Consider the following 15,824-nt stretch of genomic DNA (forward strand, 5'->3'; position numbering starts at 1 on the left):
CCTCACTCTCACCGGGCCCGGCGGGCCAGGTGTTCCTCCACGGCGGGCAGCAGCCAGGTGTCGACGTGCCCCAGTCGCGCACCCGCCTCCGCCTGCCGGTCGCGCAGGTAGCGCGCAGCCAGCTCCACCAGGTAGAGCACGGCGACCAGATCGGCGCCCCCACCGGTCTGGTCGAACGGTGCCAGGGTTGCCCCGGCGCCGGCGATCAGCGCACGCGCGGCCTCGACCGGTTCCACCCCGTCGTGGCTCATCGCGCCCTGCACCGCCAGGTGCAGCGCGTCGTACCCGGCCGGCACGTCCGCCTCGAACCGCTCCCAGTCCCAGACCAGCACTCGGCCGTCGGCGAGCACCGCGCTGTTGCCGCCGTTCCAGTCCCCGTGCCACGCGCCGAAGGCGACCACCGGGTCGGCGTCCGCGACGGACTTCAGCACCGCGCGCAGCCGCCCGGCCTCCGGCCGGGGCCCGAGCGCGTCCACCGCGGCGGTGAGCCGGGCCGCGTGCCCGCTGGCCGCCCATGACTCCCGGCGTACGCCGAGACAGCCGGCGACCGCCACCATGGCCGCGCGTTCGGCCGCCTGCGCGGCGGCCGGGGCGGCCCGGGGCAGCCGCACCGGCAGCGCCTCCTGCACGAGCAGCGCGTGCCCGTGCCAGTCGCCGTGGTGGCGTACCCCGGCCAGGACCACCGGGCCGAGCGGCACCTCGGCGAGGCGGCGCAGCGCGTCCGCCTCCGCGTGCACGAGCGCGCGGGTCAGCGGGTCGACGCCGAGTTTCGCGTACCCGAGGGCCCGGCCGTCCGGGGCGAGCAGTTGCAGCACCGGCTTGCGGTTCGCGCGGGCCGGCCCGATGTGCAGGCTGACCAGCGCCGGCTCACCCAGCACCTCGGCCAGGTGCGCGTCCAGCCCGCCGCCGTCGACGACCAGCCGGTCGCGGAAGACGAGCGGCCCGAGACCGAGCCGGAACGCGGTGGCGAGGCCCTGCCGGACCAGCTTGGCCTTGCGGCCGACGGCCTCGGTGGAGTGCCGGACCGCGCTCGCCGCCGCCCGGCCGGAGCCGGTGGGCACGAGCAGCCGGGGGCGGGCCGCCGAGGGCACCACCACCCAGCCGGCACCGCCGCGGCGCAGGCTGGGCTCGGCCGGCGCGGGCCAGATCAGCCCGGCCAGTTCACCGAGGTACGCGGCACGGCCGTCGCCGTCCGGGGGTACGCGGAACACCATCAGCGGTCACCGGTCGCTTCCAGCCGGGCCCGTAGCCCGGCGATCGTGCCCTGCGGTGGCGCGGGCGCGAGCGACCGGCGGATCCGGTCGTTGCGGGCCAGCAGGGCGACAGTGATCAGGGCGTAGGCGAGGGTTGCTTCCATCGCACCGTAGGTGAACTGGAAGAAGAGCATGAGGATGAGCACGAGCGTGCCGGCGATCCCGATGGCGCTGTGGTCGCGCCGGTAGCGCCAGATGCAGTAGATGAAGAACGCGTTGTAGCAGATCGCGCCGACCCAGCCCTGCCCGACGAGCAGCGCCCAGACCTGGCCGTTGCTGCCCAGCTCCCGGTTGCCGCACTGCTTGCAGTCCTCGGACTTGCCGATGGCGATCGACCGGTTGCTGCCGATCAGAGCCCGGTTGCCGCCGTAGCCGAGGATCGGCGACTGGTTGGCCGCCCGGACCGCGCCCTGCGACAGGGTGGTGCGGATGTCGTCGCTGTGCCCGTTCTGCAGGCGTTCGTCGAAGGTGCGGCCGAGCGGGGTCGCGACGATCAGCACGCCGATCAGTCCGACCGCCAGGGCGAGCCCGCCGAGCACCACCATCCGGCCGCGCAGCGCGAGCCGCAGCGCCACGTACGCGGCGGCGATGCCGAGGCCGATCCAGAGTCCGCGGTTGAGGGAGTAGACGATCGGGAAGATCGCCGCCAACGCGATGGCCACGCCGGCGGTACGGCGCAGCGGCTTGCCCAGCACCACCCAGCCGACGATCAGCCAGACCAGCAGGATCGCGGTGTTCTGGCCCCACGAGTTCGTGTAGGTGAACGGCGCGGACGGGCGGGGCGAGCTGGCCTCCCCCTCGATCACCTGCTGCACCTGGGCGAACTTGATCTCCATGAGCGAGGTGACGTACGGGTGGCCGGCGATCGACTGCGGCAGGACGAACCGCAGCGGCGCGACGAACCTGAGGTTCGGGAAGAGCGAGCCGATCCAGCCGCCGAGCACCACGACCACGCCCATGAACCCGAACAGCCGCACCATCCGGCGCTGGGACAGCTCCCGCTCGCGCAGGTTGTAGACGTAGAGCATGGTCACTGTCATCGCGACGTAGTTGGCGAGCCGGATGCCCCAGCCGATGTACTTGCCGCTGCCGCCGGGCGGCAGCGTGTTCGGCGCGGTGAGGTCGAGGGTGAGCACGGACAGGAACACCCAGAGCAGCAGGACCATCCAGATCCCGAAGCCGGGCGGCACCCGGACCGGGCCGCGTTTGCGCATCTGCGCCACCATCGGCACCGCGAAGATGACGAACACGAAGCTCGACACGCCGAGCACCCACCACAGCGGGTACAGCAGGAAGACCGCGATCAGCGGCCATGCCGTCGGCAGCCGCCACGACCAGCCCTCCGGCCGTACCCGCACCGTGCGGAGGCGGTTCCCGCCGGGCGACGGCACCGCGGCGAGCGGAACCGACCCGCGCGCGGTACGGGGCGGGGTGGCGGTGCTCATTTCACGGAGACCTTGGCGGTGGTCGGCGCGTAGATGACCCACGCGTTGCCGGGCTGGGGGCGCAGCAGGTCGCCGCCGGTGTCGGCGAGCGTGCAGAGCAGGGGCAGGCCGGGCTTGCGCCACCGGCCCTTGGCGCTGTTCGGCCCGGACACGGCGAGCACCGCGCCCTCACCGAAGACGTTCGCCGAGGGCAGCGAGCGTGGGGACGGGTTGCGTACGTCGAGCGTGCGGTACTCCATCGTCAGCACGATGACGGAGGCGGCGGTCACGGTGACCTTGCCGATCTTGCCGGCCCAGACGGACTTCGCCTGGTCGTACCGCCAGACCATCGGCGGACCGCCGGAGACGGTGACGGTGAGTTCGGTGGCGGGCGCGAGGTCGCGGGTGGCGAGCGCCTCGCCGTCGGTGGCGTGGTCGATCGGCGCAGGGGGCGGCTGGCCCCCCTTCGGGGCGGCCTTGAGCAGCGCGGCGGTCGACGTGTAGTCGCCGGAGAACACCTTGCTGTCGTCGTCGGGCGTGACGCCGTTGAGGTCGGAGTTCTCGAACTGGGTGAGGAAGCCGGTGGGGCCGCCGTTGTAGCCGACGAACGGGCGCAGCACCGTGAGCGACCGGATGTCGACCGGCCGGATCTCGGTGACCGGGCCGATCTTGGTGGCGTCCTTGGAGTGGAACACCGCGGTCAGGTGCAGCGTGTCCGACTCGGCGAACTCGGCGTAGACCAGGTCGGCGGCGTCCAGGCCGGCCGGTGTGGTCGCGGGGCTCACCCGCAGCGGCACCGCGACCGCCTGGCGGGTCGTCGCGGCCGGGGTGCTGACCGGAGCGCCGGTCAGCGGGCCCTTGGGCAGGGTCGGCGAGGCGCTGGCCGCGGACGGCGAGGCGGTGACGTCGCCCGGGTCCACCACCTGGACCTTGCCCGGCTTGGGCTCGGGCTCGCTGCACCCGGTCCCGACGCCGAGGACGACGGCGGGGGCGATGGCGGCGCGGAGCATCTGCCGACGGTTCACCCCAGGTCCTCGCCGGAGTCGAGGGCGTAGCTGCGGCCGTCGCCGTCACCCCGGGAGCGGTAGGTGCCGCCGGTGCCGTTGAGCGGCACCGGCTTGCCTCCAGCGGCGGGCGGGGTGGCCTTGCCGGGCATCTGCGGCGCCGGAGCGGCCGGCTTCGCCGGGGCGGGCCGGGACGACTGCATGCGCGGCAGCACCATGGTCGACTCGGCGGACGGGCCGGGGCTGGGCCGGGGCTTGGGCCGGTTGGCCGGGGCAGCCGGGGCGCTCGACGCGTTCGACCCGCCGGACGTCGCCGGGCGGGTGGCGCCGGCGGGCGGTTCGGGCAGGCGCGGAGCCAGCACGGCGCCGATCACCGGCGCGTTCACCTGCTCGAACTGCTGGAGCGCGGCGGTGATCTCACCGCTGCGGGTCTTGCCCGCCTCGGCCACCATGATCACCGCGTCGACGTACCGGCCCAGGGCCTGGGCCTCCACGGCGAACGTGGGCTGCGGGGTCTCGATGATCACGTGGTCGAAGCGCGCGGACAGCTCGTGCAGGATCTCCAGCAGACCGGCGACCGGCAGTTCGACCTCGGCGTCCAGGTCGCCCGGCACCAGCACCCGGAGCTGGCCGAGCCCCGGCACCGGCGCGAGCGCCTTGAGCGGGGGCACGTCGCGGCGCAGCACCGAGGCGAGGCTGTGCCGCCCCTCGGCGACGCCGGTGATCGCGCCCACCGCCGAGTCGGGCTTGGTGGTGATCAGCGCGACCTGCTGGCCGGTACGGGCGTACGAGGCGGCGAGGTTGGCGGCGACGAAGCCGGCGGCGGCGCCGGCCGAGGCGTCACAGAGCAGCAGTTGGCGCCCGCGCCCGCCCTGCGCCGCTTCGGGCACCGCGGAGAGCAGCACGTTGCGCAGCCGGCCCAGCTCGCGGGAGGCCCGGTGGGTGGCCGGCAGGACTGCGAGCGACGGCGCGCGCGACGGCAGTTCCACAAGCAGCGGCAGGCCGACCCGGTCGGAGATGTCGCGTCCGCGGCGGATCCGGGTGTCCAGCCGGTCCAGCACCAGCGCCAGCACGATGCCGAGCAGCAGGCCCGCGCCCATGCCGCTGGCGAGGTTGAGCGTGCGGTTCGGCGAGCTGGGCCGCTCCGGCAGCCGGGCGTCGGAGATGATCTCGCCGGGATCGGAGCCGGCCGCGCTCAGCGGGTTGAGCCGGTTGTACAGGTTGCTGATCTGGTTGGTGACGAGCTGGCGGTCGGATTCGGCCCGCTCGCGCTCGGGCGAGTTGGACGGCGCCGCCGAGATCCGCCCGGCGATCGCGCTCAACTGCTTCTGCAGATCGGCGATCTGCTGCTTGAGCGTGTTCGTCTCGTTCTCCAGCGACTTCTGCGCGGTGGCCTTGCGCAGGTCGAGGTAGGCCTGGGCGAACGCGTGCGAGCCCGACTGGGCGCCCTCGGGGCTGTTCGCCTCGTACGCCACCTGGAGGATCTGGCTGTTCGGCGGGACCTTGACGGTCACCGACTTGACGAGCTGGTCGGCCCCGGTGTCGACCTTCATCAGCGCCTTGGCCCGCTCCGCCACCACGAGCGAGCGGACCACCTGCGCCTCGGTGTCGAGGTTGACCTTGGCGTTGGGGTTGTTCTCCGCGCCCGAGCCGAGCGGGCGCACCAGCAGCGACGTGGTCGAGGTGTAGCGCGCCTCCTGGACCTGGCTCAGCGCCAGCCCTCCGCCCAGGCCGAGGACCGCGGCGAGCAGCAGGATCCACCAACGGCGGCGCAGCCAGCCCAGGTAGGCCATCAGGGCAAGACCGTCGGCGTCGCTCTCGGCCAAATGGGGTGAGGGCATCAGAGTCTGTCGCTCCCTTTCGACCGAGCCGGGCAGTCCACGGCACAGCTGGACCTGACCGTGGCCTTGAGTGTCCCCGATCCGAACGACGAGGGAAAGTCTGCTCACGTTCCGGTAAGCCTGCCCGGGTGTGGGCAGCCCGCGTAGAAATGGCCGATCGGCGCTGACCATTCGGCGGGTTTCCCGGTGCCGGGCCCGACTTGCCCCCGGTAAGCCGACGTCGCCGACGGCTCTCGTGCGGAGCGGTGACGGAATCCTGACACATCTCACTTCGTCCGGGTGTCCCGGCCCGTGGTCCGGGCGCGGCCGGGCTGACCTGCCCGACGGCCGGTCGACGCGCATCCCGTTGACGGGAATCGCGAGGTGAGCCGACCGGCGAGCCAGGATCCGTCCAATGGCCCCTTCAGTTGCCCACGGGCCCGCCAGTAGGTTGTCAGGACGCGTCCGAGGGGCATTCACAAAAATCCGGACGCGTCATCCGCGTACGGGAGGACGTTTGTGGTGAGCGGGTCAACCGAGGACTCGGGACAGGTCCTGCTGGTGGGTTCCAGTGGCGGGCACCTGGCCCAGCTCCTGGCCCTGGAACCGTGGTACCGGGATCGGCGCCGCGCATGGGTAACCTTCGACACCCCGGACGCGCGCTCGCTGCTCGCCGGTGAGGACGTGGTCTGGGCGCACCACCCCACCACACGCAACGTAAAGAACCTGGTACGCAACGCGTTCCTCGCGCTGAAGGTCATCCGCCGGCGCCAGGTCGACGCGGTCGTCACCACCGGCGCCGGGGTCGCCCTGCCGTTCGTGGTGGCGGCCCGCATGCGCAAGATCCCCACGGTCTACATCGAGGTGTACGACCGGATCGACAGCGCGACGCTCACCGCCCGGCTCTGCCGTCCCTTCCTCTCCGCGATGCTCGTGCAGTGGGAGGAGCAGCGCCGGATGTACCCGGAGGCGACCGTCGTGGGGAACCTCCTCTGATGGCGCACATTCCCCAGCAGCGGGACCGGCGGTCCAGGCCGTTCGTGCTGGTCGTGGTCGGCACCGACGTGCACCGCTTCGACCGGCTGGTCGGCTGGCTGGAACGCTGGCACGCGGCCCGGCCCGAGGTCCGGCTGGTCCTCCAGTACGGCCACAGCCGCACCCCGGCCCTGCCCGAGGCCACCCCGTTCCTCGGCCACGAGGAACTCCAGCAGGCGATGGCGGAGTCCACGCTCGTGGTGAGCCACGGCGGCCCGGCCACCATCACCGAGGCCCGGCGCACCGGCCACCTGCCGATCGTGGTGCCCCGCGACCCGGCCCACGACGAGCACGTCGACAACCACCAGCAGCTGTTCTCCCGCCGCCTGGGCGCGGCCGGCATGGTGCGGCTGTGCGAGTCCGAGGCCGAGCTGGTCGCCGCGCTGGACGAGGGCCTGGCTGACCCGAGCCGGTTCGTCCTGGCCGCCGACCCGGGCCGTCCGGACCCGCGCGCCGAGGCGGTCGCCCGGGTCGGCGCGGTGATCGACGGCCTGGTCGCCGGCCGGGTACGCCAGCGGACCGCCGGGCGGCGCGGATGAGCGGCCCGGACCCGGCTGCGCCGCGGGTCCTCTTCGTCGGCGGCCTCGGCCGCAGCGGCTCCACGCTGCTGGAGTTGCTGCTCGCGCAGAGTGCCGACGTGTGCGCCGTCGGTGAGGTCGTGCACCTGTGGGAGCGGGCGCTCGGGGCCGACGAGCGGTGCGGCTGCGGCGAGCGGTTCACCGGCTGCCCGTTCTGGCGGCAGGTCGGCGACCAGGCGTTCGGCGGCTGGGACGCGGTCGACCGGGACGACGTGCTGGCGCTCAAGGACCGGGTCGACCGGACCCGGCACATCCCCCGGCTCGCCAAGGAGGCGCTCCCGCCGGAGCAGCTCGCCGACGTGCGCCGCTACGCCGACCTGTACACCCGGATCTACCGGGCCGCGCTCGCGGTGACCGGCGCCCGGGTCGTGGTGGACTCCAGCAAGCACGCCTCGCTCGCGTTCGCGCTGCGCTGGGCCGAAGGGCTCGACCTGCGGGTCCTGCACCTGGTCCGGGACAGCCGGGCGGTGGCGTACTCGTGGGGCAAGCAGGTGCGCCGCCCCGAGGTGGTCGACGGCGAGGACTTCATGCCGACCTTCTCGCCGTTCGAGGTGAGCAAGCTGTGGACCGCGCAGAACGCGGCGTTCCACCTGCTCGCCTCCCGGGCCAAGGTGCTGCGGCTGCGGTACGAGGACTTCACCGCCGACCCGGCCGGCACCGTAAGCCGGGTGCGGGACTTCGCCGGCCTGCCGGACGACCCGGCCGCGCTGCGGATCCTCTCGGCGGACGCGGCCGACGCGGCGAGCGAGCCGGCCGCGCCGTTCCGTGCGCACAGCGTCGCCGGCAACCCGTTGCGGTTCAGCGGCGGGCCGTTGACAGTGCGCCGCGACGAGGCATGGCGCGACCGCCTGCCGAGACGCAGCCGTGCCGTGGTCAGCCTGGCCACGCTTCCCCTGCGGGTCCGTTACGGCTATCTGGGCCAGCGGGGATCCGACGAGTCCGTGGAGAGAGCATGAGTGGGCCGAGCATCTCGGTGGTCGTACCGACGCGGGACCGTCCGGAGCTGCTGCGCGCGGCGCTCGACGCGATCCTCAGCCAGGCGCACCCGGGGCTGATCGAGGCGATCGTGGTCTACGACCAGTCCGAGCCGGACCGGTCGCTGGAGACCGACCGGGGTGACCGCCGGATCCGGGTGATCACCAACACCCGTACCGCCGGGCTGGCCGGGGCGCGCAACACCGGCATCGAGGCGGCCACCGGCGACTGGGTGGCGTTCTGCGACGACGACGACGAGTGGCTGCCCGGCAAGCTCGCCGCCCAGTTCGGGGCGCTCGACGCGCACCCGGACGGCGCGCTGGTGAGCTGCGGCATCCGGGTCAGCTACGACGACCGTACGGTGGACCGCTCGCTGGACCGCGCCCGGATCTCGCTGGAGGCGCTGCTGCGCGACCGGCTCACCGAGCTGCACCCGTCCACGTTCCTGATCCGCCGGGCCGCGCTGCTCGACGCGATCGGCCTGGTCGACGAGCAGATCCCGGGCAGCTACGCGGAGGACTACGAGTTCCTGCTCCGCGCCGCCCGGTACGCGCCGCTGGTGAACGTGGAGAGCCCGTACGTGCTGGTCCGCTGGCACAAGCGGTCCTACTTCGCACAGCGCTGGGAGACCATCTCGACCGCGTTGCAGTGGCTGCTGCGCCGCTACCCGGAGTTCGCCACCGTGCCGCACGGCGAGGCTCGGGTGGCCGGTCAGATCGCGTTCGCGCAGGCCGCCATGGGTAACCGGCGGGACGCGGTCCGCTGGGCGCGGCGCACGCTGGCCCGCAACCCGAAGGAGCCGCGCGCCTACCTGGCGCTGGCGGTGGCGAGCCGGGCGGTGCAGGCCGACCGGGTGCTGCGCACGCTGCACAAGCGCGGCCGGGGCATCTGACGCGTACGCGGAACGGGCGGACGACCTCGGTCGCCCGCCCGTTCTCGTCCGGTCATCAGGTCAGGCCGTGCAGAAGGACTTCCACGCCTGGATGCTCGGCTGGTCGAGCAGCCGGAAGTCGCCCTGGCTGACGGTCTGGTTGTAGTACGCCACGAACTCCGGCCGCTGGCCGTTGAGGAAGTTCGTCATCGACCGGATCCAGGCCGCCCGGCCGGTGCCCGGGTCACCCGGCACCAGGTCGCTGCCGGTCTCCGCGACGCCCCACGGCTTGCCCAGCGCCTTCGACTTGCTGATCATCGGGCCGTAGATCTCCTGCGGCGGGGCGTACCGCTTCCACTTCTTGCCCCAGTTGTAGCAGTCCCAGCCGAGCGTCTCGATCACGTCGGAGCCGGGGTAGAACGCGTCGAAGCTGCGCCCGGACTTCGGGTCGAGCGTCCAGCACATCAGGATCAGCGTGTTGATCAGCTTGGGGTTGTTCGCCCGGGCGGCCAGCCCGGCCACCCGCTTCCACGCGGTCCGGTACGCCTCGGTGGTGAAGGCGCCGCGCTCGACGTCGTCCTCCGGCTCGTGGAAGTACGACCAGTAGACGTTGTGCTCGCGCGGGATCGAGGCGAACCAGGAGGTCAGGCGGGAGTCGAACTTGCCGGTGTTGATCTCCTGCGGCGCCGCCTTGAAGGACACCACAACGGTCCGGTCCACCACGTCGGCCCGGCTGCCGGACCAGGCCGGCGGCAGGCCGGGGAAGAAGATCCGGGCCATCCGCAGCTTGCCGAACGTCCGGTCGGAGCGGGCCAGCGCCTGACCGAAGGTCTCCCCGTTCTGCACGCCGATCGAGGCGCCGGGCAGCGTCAGCCGCGTACCGCCGAAGGCCGGGCCCGCGTTCTCGGAGGCCGACGGGCGGGCCGAGGGTTTGCCACCTAGGCCCTGGTCGGCGCTCGGGGACGCACCCGGCGTAGCCGGCGCGCCCGGGCCCATCGAGGTCGCCGGGCCGACCGATCCGGGCGCCTCGCCTGCTTGCGGGTTCGCGGAGTCGGGCCGCAGCGCGGCCACCGCGACCCCGCCGCCGGCCACTGCCAGCGCCAGCGCCGCCGCGACCGCCACGCGCCAGCGTCGCCGGGCGCCGCCGGGCGGCGGAGTTGTCCCCGGTGCGAGCGGCGGAGCGGGCGGGCGGCCCGGCCCGCCGGTGGCCGGATCGTGCGGGGCGTCCACCGGAGGCGGCCCGGTCAGGGTGGCGGTCGCCGCCGCGCCCGCACCCCGTACCGCGTCGCCCGCCGGACCCGGCCCGGCCCAGCCGGCGTCGTCGTGCGGCGCCCAGCCGGGGTCACCGTGGACCGTCGGCTCGTCCTGCGGCCAGGCGGCGTCCCGGTGGCCGGCGTCCGGCCGTTCCGGCCACGGCAGGTCACCGCCGCCGGTCCGGGCCGGTGGCGGCGGAGACGAGGTGACCTCGGCCTCCGGCCAGGGCAGCGACGGGCCGCCTGCCTGGCGTGGAATGTCCTGACCCGGCCACAGGCCGGTCGGCTGCCCGAAGGCGTTGTGCGGCTCTCGATCGGCCGGCATGACCCTCCCTGGCTGTCGGCGGCCCGTGTCCGGGCTCAGATCGCCACGCATACCTGCCCGACGATAACCCTCATTCACCTGGCCGTATGTACCGTGACACTCAGCCGAACGCCTGACCGGGGGTGTCGGTGACGGTCGAAGCGGGCATCTCGACCCCGGTCCGCGCGATCGCGTCGAGCAACTGGTCGGCCAGCTCCGGTCGGCAGACCAGCAGGTCGGGCAGGCGCGGGTCGGCGCGGTTGTAGCGCAGCGGCGAACCGTCGATCCGGGACGCGTGCATGCCCGCGCCGAGCGCCACCGCGACCGGGGCGGCACTGTCCCACTCGTACTGGCCGCCCGCGTGGACGTACGCGTCGACCTCGCCGGTCACCACGGCGCAGACCTTCACACCGGCCGAGCCCATCGGTACGGCGGTCGCACCGAGCATCTCGACCAGCTCGCCCACGAACGCGGGCGGGCGGCTGCGGCTCACCGCGATCCGGATCGGCCCGTCGGTCGGCTTCGGCGGCGGGCAGGTGGTGCCGAGCACGAGCGGCGTACCGTCCACCGTGGTCCGCGCCGGCATGCCGACGGCACCGGCGACCAGGGCGCCGTCGGGCGCGGCGGAGCGCTGCCAGAGCGCCACGTGCACCGCCCAGTCGTCCCGCCCCTCCTCGGAGAACTCACGGGTGCCGTCCAGCGGGTCGATGATCCAGACCCGGTCCGCCTCGTGCCGGGGCGCGCGCTCGCCGTCCGCCCATGCGCGGCGGGCGTCGGCCTCCTCTTCGGAGAGCACCGCGTCGGCCGGCCGCAGGCGGGCCAGGGCCGCCGTCATCAGCTCGTGCGACGCGCGGTCGCCGGCGTCCTTGAGCGCCTTCGGGTCGGCGAAGCCCTGCCGGTCCCGCAGCGCGGTGAGCGCCTTGCCGGCCTCGGTCGCCAGCCACTGCGCGAACCGCTGGTCGTCGAGCCGTCCCGCCTCGTCCTCGGTCACGAGCCTCATCCCTTGTTCTCCCGGGTCTGCCGCGACCCGTCATCCTTCGGCGTCCGGTCGGACCGGCGCCAGCGTCCGTCGGATCGTAGACAGTCGCGAGGTGCCCTCGGATCCCCCGGACGCACCCGGTGCCCCGCCCGGCCGCCCGCATGTTGAACTTCGCGTGTATGGCGGTCGGACCCGCCGGGCCAGGCCCTAGGCTCTGCGCATGACCGCCGAGCAGCTGATCTCGTTCGCCCGTGGCGCGCCTTCGCTGGACATCGTCGATGTCGAAGGGCTCAAGGCCGCCGCTGTCCGCGCCTTCGACGCCGACCCCGCCGGGGTCACCGCGTACGGCACCTCCGTCGGCTACCCGCCCCTGCGGAAGTGGATCGCCGAGAAGCACGGCGTCGAGGCCGATCAGGTGCTGATCACCAACGGCTCGCTGCAGGCCGACGCGTTCCTCTTCGACCACCTGGTCCGCCGGGGCGACGCGGTGGTGGTCGAGCGCCCGACGTACGACCGCACGCTGCTCAACCTCCAGCAGATGGGCGGCGAGGTGCACGGCGTGACGATCCAGCCGGACGGCCTGGACACCGCCGAGCTGCGCAAGCTGCTGGAGTCCGGGGTACGGCCGCGACTGGCGCACGTGATCCCCAACTACCAGAACCCGGCCGGCGTGACCCTCTCCCTGGAGAAGCGCCGTGAGCTGCTCGACCTGGCCGCCGAGTACGGGTTCACGATCTTCGAGGACGACCCGTACGCGGACATCCGGTTCCGGGGCGAGCCGCTGCCGTCGATGCTGTCGATGGACACCCGTGGCGTTGTGGTGCACGCGTCCAGCTTCACCAAGACGGTCTGCCCGGGGGTGCGGGTCGGCTACCTGGTCGGCCCGGCCGAGCTGATCGCGACGATCGCGAAGCGCGCCACCAACCTCTACATCTCGCCGGGCATGGTGGCCCAGGCGATCGTGCACCAGTTCTGCGTCTCCGGCGCGATCGAGGAGTCGATCCGGACGGTCCGTACGGCGCTCGGCGAGCGGTCGGCGGTACTGGCCGAGTCGCTGCGCCGGCACATCCCGGAGGCGCGGTTCGTGGAGCCGGACGGCGGCTACTTCCTCTGGGTCGAGTTGCCGGAGGACGTCGAGGTCGACCGGCTCGCGCCGGCCGCCGCCGAGCGTGGCGTGGCGGTGGTGAAGGGCAGCGACTTCATGGTCGACGGCGGCCGGCACGCGCTGCGGCTGGCGTACTCGGCGGTGACCGCGGACCGGATCGACGAGGGCGTCCGGCGTCTCGCGGAGGCGATGGCCGCCGTACGCGGCTGATTTCTGTCGGGTTTCTGACAAAAAGGCCCCGCTGGCCGGTTCGGCACTCCCGCTGGACCGGCCAGCAGCCCACAATGCTGCGAGTGCCGTTCACCTTTTCGGTGGCCGGGCCGCTCCGGCCAGGGCCGACGGCACGCCCAGCATCACTCCCGCCCCCAAGGGGTGCCGGGTGGGCCGTGTCGCCCCTCACCCCCCTGACGCGGCCCGGCCCGCCCGGCGCCGGGGCGTGACGCCCGTCGCACCGCCCGTCCCGCTCCCGCGCTGCGCCTGCCGCCGGTCGGCGTAACCTGCAAGCCGCAGCTCTAGGGAGAGGGGGCGAGAGATGACGGACCGGGTGGCACGCGACCGAACCGCCGGCGCCGACGGCGGCAGCCGGGCACTGCGCCCCCGCGCCTGGGCGGCCCCGGTACGCGCGATGTCCCGCATCCTCAACGCCGACGGCTCCCCCCGTGCCGCCCAGCCGGCCGGCCCGGAGCGCAGCGGCATCGTCGACTGCGGGCTGTACGTCGACGGCGAGCGCCGCCCCGGCCGCCCCCAGTACGCCGAGGCCCTGGCCGCCGCCCGGCAGGAGCGGGACGGCTTCGTCTGGCTCGGCCTGCACGAGCCCGACCTGACCGAGATGACCGAGATCGCCGCCACCTTCGGCCTGCACGAGCTGGCTGTGGAGGACGCGGTGAAGGCCCAGCAGCGCCCGAAGCTGGAGCACTTCGGCGAGATCGTCTTCCTGGTGCTGCGGACCGCCCGCTACTGCGAGCACGCGGAGCTGACCGAGAACTCCGAGGTGGTGGAGACCGGCCAGGTGATGCTCTTCATCGGGCCGCACTTCGTGATCAGCGTGCGTCACGGCGACGCCTGCCGGCTGGCGCCGGTCCGCGCCGACCTGGAGGCTAAGCGGGACCTGCTGCGGCACGGCCCGTGGGCGGTCGCGTACGCGATCACCGACCGCGTGGTCGACCTCTACCTGGAGGTCGCCGACCGGCTGGAGGACGACCTCGACGTGCTGGAGGCGGACGTCTTCGACCGGCAGAGCAGCGGCCGGATCCAGCGGATCTACCAGATGAAGCGGGAGCTGGTCGAGTTCAAGCGGGCGGTGGCGCCGCTGCAGCGCCCGCTGATGACGCTCACCTCGCAGGTCAACCGCGCGGTGCCGCAGGAGGTCCGGCGCTACTTCCGGGACGTGCAGGACCACCTCAGCCGCACGGTCGAGCAGGTGAACTCCTACGACGACCTGCTGAACTCGATCCTCCAGGCCCGGCTGGCCCAGGTCACCGTCGACCAGAACAACGACATGCGCAAGATCGCCGCCTGGGCCGCGATCGGTGCGGTGTGGACGGCGATCGCCGGCATCTACGGCATGAACTTCGACAACATGCCCGAGCTGAAATGGACGTACGGCTATCCGGGCGTGTGGGCGCTGATGCTCGCGGCGTCCTTCACGCTCTACCGCCTGTTCCGCCGTAACGGCTGGCTGTAGCCGCCCCGTACACGCGGAAGCGCCGGCCACGCGGGTCGCCCCGCGTGCCGGCGCTGATCCGACGGTACGAGGTCAGCGGCGACCGCCGGCCTTCGCGGCGTTCTTACCGGCCTGCACGGCCTTGGTGATGTCGTCGGCCGGACGGCCGGAGACGTCCCGGGCGCCCTCGGCGACGGCGGGGACCTGGTCGTTCGGGTGGATCACCGGCTGGCTGCCGGAGGTGGCGGTCGACGCGCTGCTGCCCTTGGCCACGGCCGAGGAGCCGGCGCCGGTCGGGCCGGCCTGCGTCACCTTCGCGCTCGCGTCCGGGGTCTCCACCACGATCGTGTCCACGTCCTCCCGCATCGGCTCCAGCTTGTCCCGGCCGGTCGCGCCGAGCGTGCCCGTCGTGCCGAGCGTGCCGGTCGGGTCGTACTCGGCCCACTCCTGCTGCTCGCGGCGGCGGCGCATGGCCATCGCCCCGGCCAGGCCGGCGACGGTGCCGGCCACCAGCAGGCCCGCGGTCATGCCCCGCGACCTGCGCTGCTTCTTCTTTCCGGCCTTCATGCTCTTCGCCTTCTTCGTCATCGCGGACTGCTTCGCGGCCATCGCCTTGCGGCCGCCCGACGCCTTACCGGCGGCCTCGACCCGGGCGTTGCGCACGGCCAGCAGCACCGGCGCGAGCGCCGCGGCGGTCGACGCGAACCCGCTGGACGCCCGGTCCCGGACCATGACCGCGGTCGGCGCGACGGCGCCCCGGGCTGCCTGGACCCGCGGGCCGACAGTGGCGCCGGCACCCTTCGCCGCGTGCGTCGCGGCTTGCCTCAGGTGACCGATGCCCTGGTTCAGCTCCACCTTGGCGAGCTGGCCCTGGGTCTTTCGCCGCCCGATTCCAAACACGGTCCCACCTCCTGGGAGTTGTTCCTTCGTCATCCTCCACCTTCGGATGCCTCCGCATGGCCAGATCGGGCACATGGGAGGATCCGCAAGGAACTGACCAACGAGTGAGGAGTACCCGTGGCCGAGGCTGTCTACGCCACCTTGCACACCAACGCCGGCCCGATCCGGCTGGAGCTCTTCCCGAACCACGCGCCGAAGACCGTCCGCAACTTCGTGGAGCTGGCCGAGGGCACCCGGGAGTACATCGACCCGCGTACCGGTCAGCCGGGCAGCGGGCCGTACTACGACGGCACCGTCTCGCACCGCGTGATCAGCGGTTTCATGATTCAGATGGGCGACCCGACCGGCACCGGACGCGGTGGCCCGGGCTACAAGTTCGGCGACGAGTTCCACCCCGAGCTGCGCTTCGACCGGCCGTACCTGCTGGCCATGGCGAACGCCGGGCCGGGCACCAACGGCTCGCAGTTCTTCATCACGGTGTCGCCCACGCCACACCTGAACAACCGGCACACCATCTTCGGCCAGGTCGCCGACGAGCAGTCCGCCAAGGTCGTCGACTCGATCGCCAACACCCCGACCGGCCCGAGCGACCGGCCGCTGCAGGACGTGGTGATCGAGCGGGTCGAGATCGAGCACAAGCAGGCCTGAGCGACACGCGGG

Annotated in this window: 14 protein-coding genes; 7 read left to right on the forward strand and 7 right to left on the reverse strand. The window is 73.2% G+C overall.

The genetic code is table 11. The features are described 5' to 3' along the window. Window positions 1-8: 8 nt before the first annotated feature. From A4R25_RS23785 to A4R25_RS23800, 4 genes are read right to left on the reverse strand one after another with little or no spacing between them, the layout of a single operon-like run. Window positions 9-1,214: a hypothetical protein gene (locus tag A4R25_RS23785; protein ID WP_064448107.1), complete on the reverse strand. Its 1,206-nt coding sequence runs from the start codon at window positions 1,212-1,214 to the stop codon at window positions 9-11. Next, on the reverse strand, window positions 1,214-2,698 hold the full coding sequence (locus A4R25_RS23790; protein WP_064448108.1) for an O-antigen ligase: 1,485 nt from the start codon (window positions 2,696-2,698) through the stop codon (window positions 1,214-1,216). The genes A4R25_RS23785 and A4R25_RS23790 overlap by 1 nt, the downstream gene beginning before the upstream one ends. Next, window positions 2,695-3,702, reverse strand: a complete 1,008-nt coding sequence (locus A4R25_RS23795) for a DUF3048 domain-containing protein (protein ID WP_064448109.1) — start codon at window positions 3,700-3,702, stop codon at window positions 2,695-2,697. Before A4R25_RS23795 ends, A4R25_RS23790 begins: the two co-directional genes overlap by 4 nt. After that, on the reverse strand, window positions 3,699-5,522 hold the full coding sequence (locus A4R25_RS23800; protein ID WP_064448110.1) for a Wzz/FepE/Etk N-terminal domain-containing protein: 1,824 nt from the start codon (window positions 5,520-5,522) through the stop codon (window positions 3,699-3,701). The genes A4R25_RS23795 and A4R25_RS23800 overlap by 4 nt, the downstream gene beginning before the upstream one ends. A gap of 498 nt (window positions 5,523-6,020) precedes the next feature. Here A4R25_RS23800 and A4R25_RS23805 point away from each other — a divergent pair, with 498 nt between their 5' ends. From A4R25_RS23805 to A4R25_RS23820, 4 genes are read left to right on the forward strand one after another with little or no spacing between them, the layout of a single operon-like run. Continuing rightward, on the forward strand, window positions 6,021-6,497 hold the full coding sequence (locus tag A4R25_RS23805) for a polysaccharide biosynthesis protein (protein ID WP_030499390.1): 477 nt from the start codon (window positions 6,021-6,023) through the stop codon (window positions 6,495-6,497). Then, window positions 6,497-7,075: a glycosyltransferase gene (locus tag A4R25_RS23810; protein WP_043327766.1), complete on the forward strand. Its 579-nt coding sequence runs from the start codon at window positions 6,497-6,499 to the stop codon at window positions 7,073-7,075. Before A4R25_RS23805 ends, A4R25_RS23810 begins: the two co-directional genes overlap by 1 nt. Further along, complete coding sequence (locus tag A4R25_RS23815) at window positions 7,072-8,070, forward strand: sulfotransferase (RefSeq protein WP_043327767.1); 999 nt, start codon at window positions 7,072-7,074, stop codon at window positions 8,068-8,070. Before A4R25_RS23810 ends, A4R25_RS23815 begins: the two co-directional genes overlap by 4 nt. Beyond that, entirely contained in the window at window positions 8,067-8,981 is a 915-nt protein-coding gene (locus A4R25_RS23820; RefSeq protein WP_013289266.1) for a glycosyltransferase family 2 protein, read from the forward strand. The genes A4R25_RS23815 and A4R25_RS23820 overlap by 4 nt, the downstream gene beginning before the upstream one ends. 60 nt (window positions 8,982-9,041) lie before the next feature. Here A4R25_RS23820 and A4R25_RS23825 read toward each other — a convergent pair whose 3' ends face one another. Together A4R25_RS23825 and A4R25_RS23830 are read right to left on the reverse strand one after the other, a co-directional pair. Then, window positions 9,042-10,538 carry a hypothetical protein gene (locus tag A4R25_RS23825; RefSeq protein ID WP_064448111.1) on the reverse strand — a complete coding sequence of 499 codons (1,497 nt, stop codon included), beginning with the start codon at window positions 10,536-10,538 and terminating at the stop codon, window positions 9,042-9,044. A 100-nt stretch (window positions 10,539-10,638) separates the two neighbouring features. Next, window positions 10,639-11,517: a 3'(2'),5'-bisphosphate nucleotidase CysQ gene (locus tag A4R25_RS23830; RefSeq protein WP_043327770.1), complete on the reverse strand. Its 879-nt coding sequence runs from the start codon at window positions 11,515-11,517 to the stop codon at window positions 10,639-10,641. A gap of 199 nt (window positions 11,518-11,716) precedes the next feature. Between A4R25_RS23830 and A4R25_RS23835 the strand changes: the two genes are divergently transcribed. Together A4R25_RS23835 and corA are read left to right on the forward strand one after the other, a co-directional pair. After that, on the forward strand, window positions 11,717-12,811 hold the full coding sequence (locus A4R25_RS23835) for a PLP-dependent aminotransferase family protein (RefSeq protein WP_030499384.1): 1,095 nt from the start codon (window positions 11,717-11,719) through the stop codon (window positions 12,809-12,811). A 322-nt stretch (window positions 12,812-13,133) separates the two neighbouring features. Then, entirely contained in the window at window positions 13,134-14,285 is a 1,152-nt protein-coding gene (gene corA, locus A4R25_RS23840; protein WP_043327771.1) for a magnesium/cobalt transporter CorA, read from the forward strand. Window positions 14,286-14,357: 72 nt separating this feature from the next. On the opposite strand, the gene A4R25_RS23845 is transcribed toward corA, so the two are convergent. Next, window positions 14,358-15,197, reverse strand: coding sequence for a hypothetical protein (locus A4R25_RS23845; RefSeq protein WP_043327772.1), 840 nt, complete (start codon window positions 15,195-15,197; stop codon window positions 14,358-14,360). An 84-nt stretch (window positions 15,198-15,281) separates the two neighbouring features. On the opposite strand from A4R25_RS23845, the gene A4R25_RS23850 reads away from it, so the two are divergent. Beyond that, on the forward strand, window positions 15,282-15,812 hold the full coding sequence (locus A4R25_RS23850; RefSeq protein ID WP_030499381.1) for a peptidylprolyl isomerase: 531 nt from the start codon (window positions 15,282-15,284) through the stop codon (window positions 15,810-15,812). Window positions 15,813-15,824 lie beyond the last annotated feature (12 nt).

The organism is Micromonospora sp. NBRC 110037 (assembly GCF_001652995.1).
Classification (GTDB): domain Bacteria; phylum Actinomycetota; class Actinomycetes; order Mycobacteriales; family Micromonosporaceae; genus Micromonospora; species Micromonospora chalcea.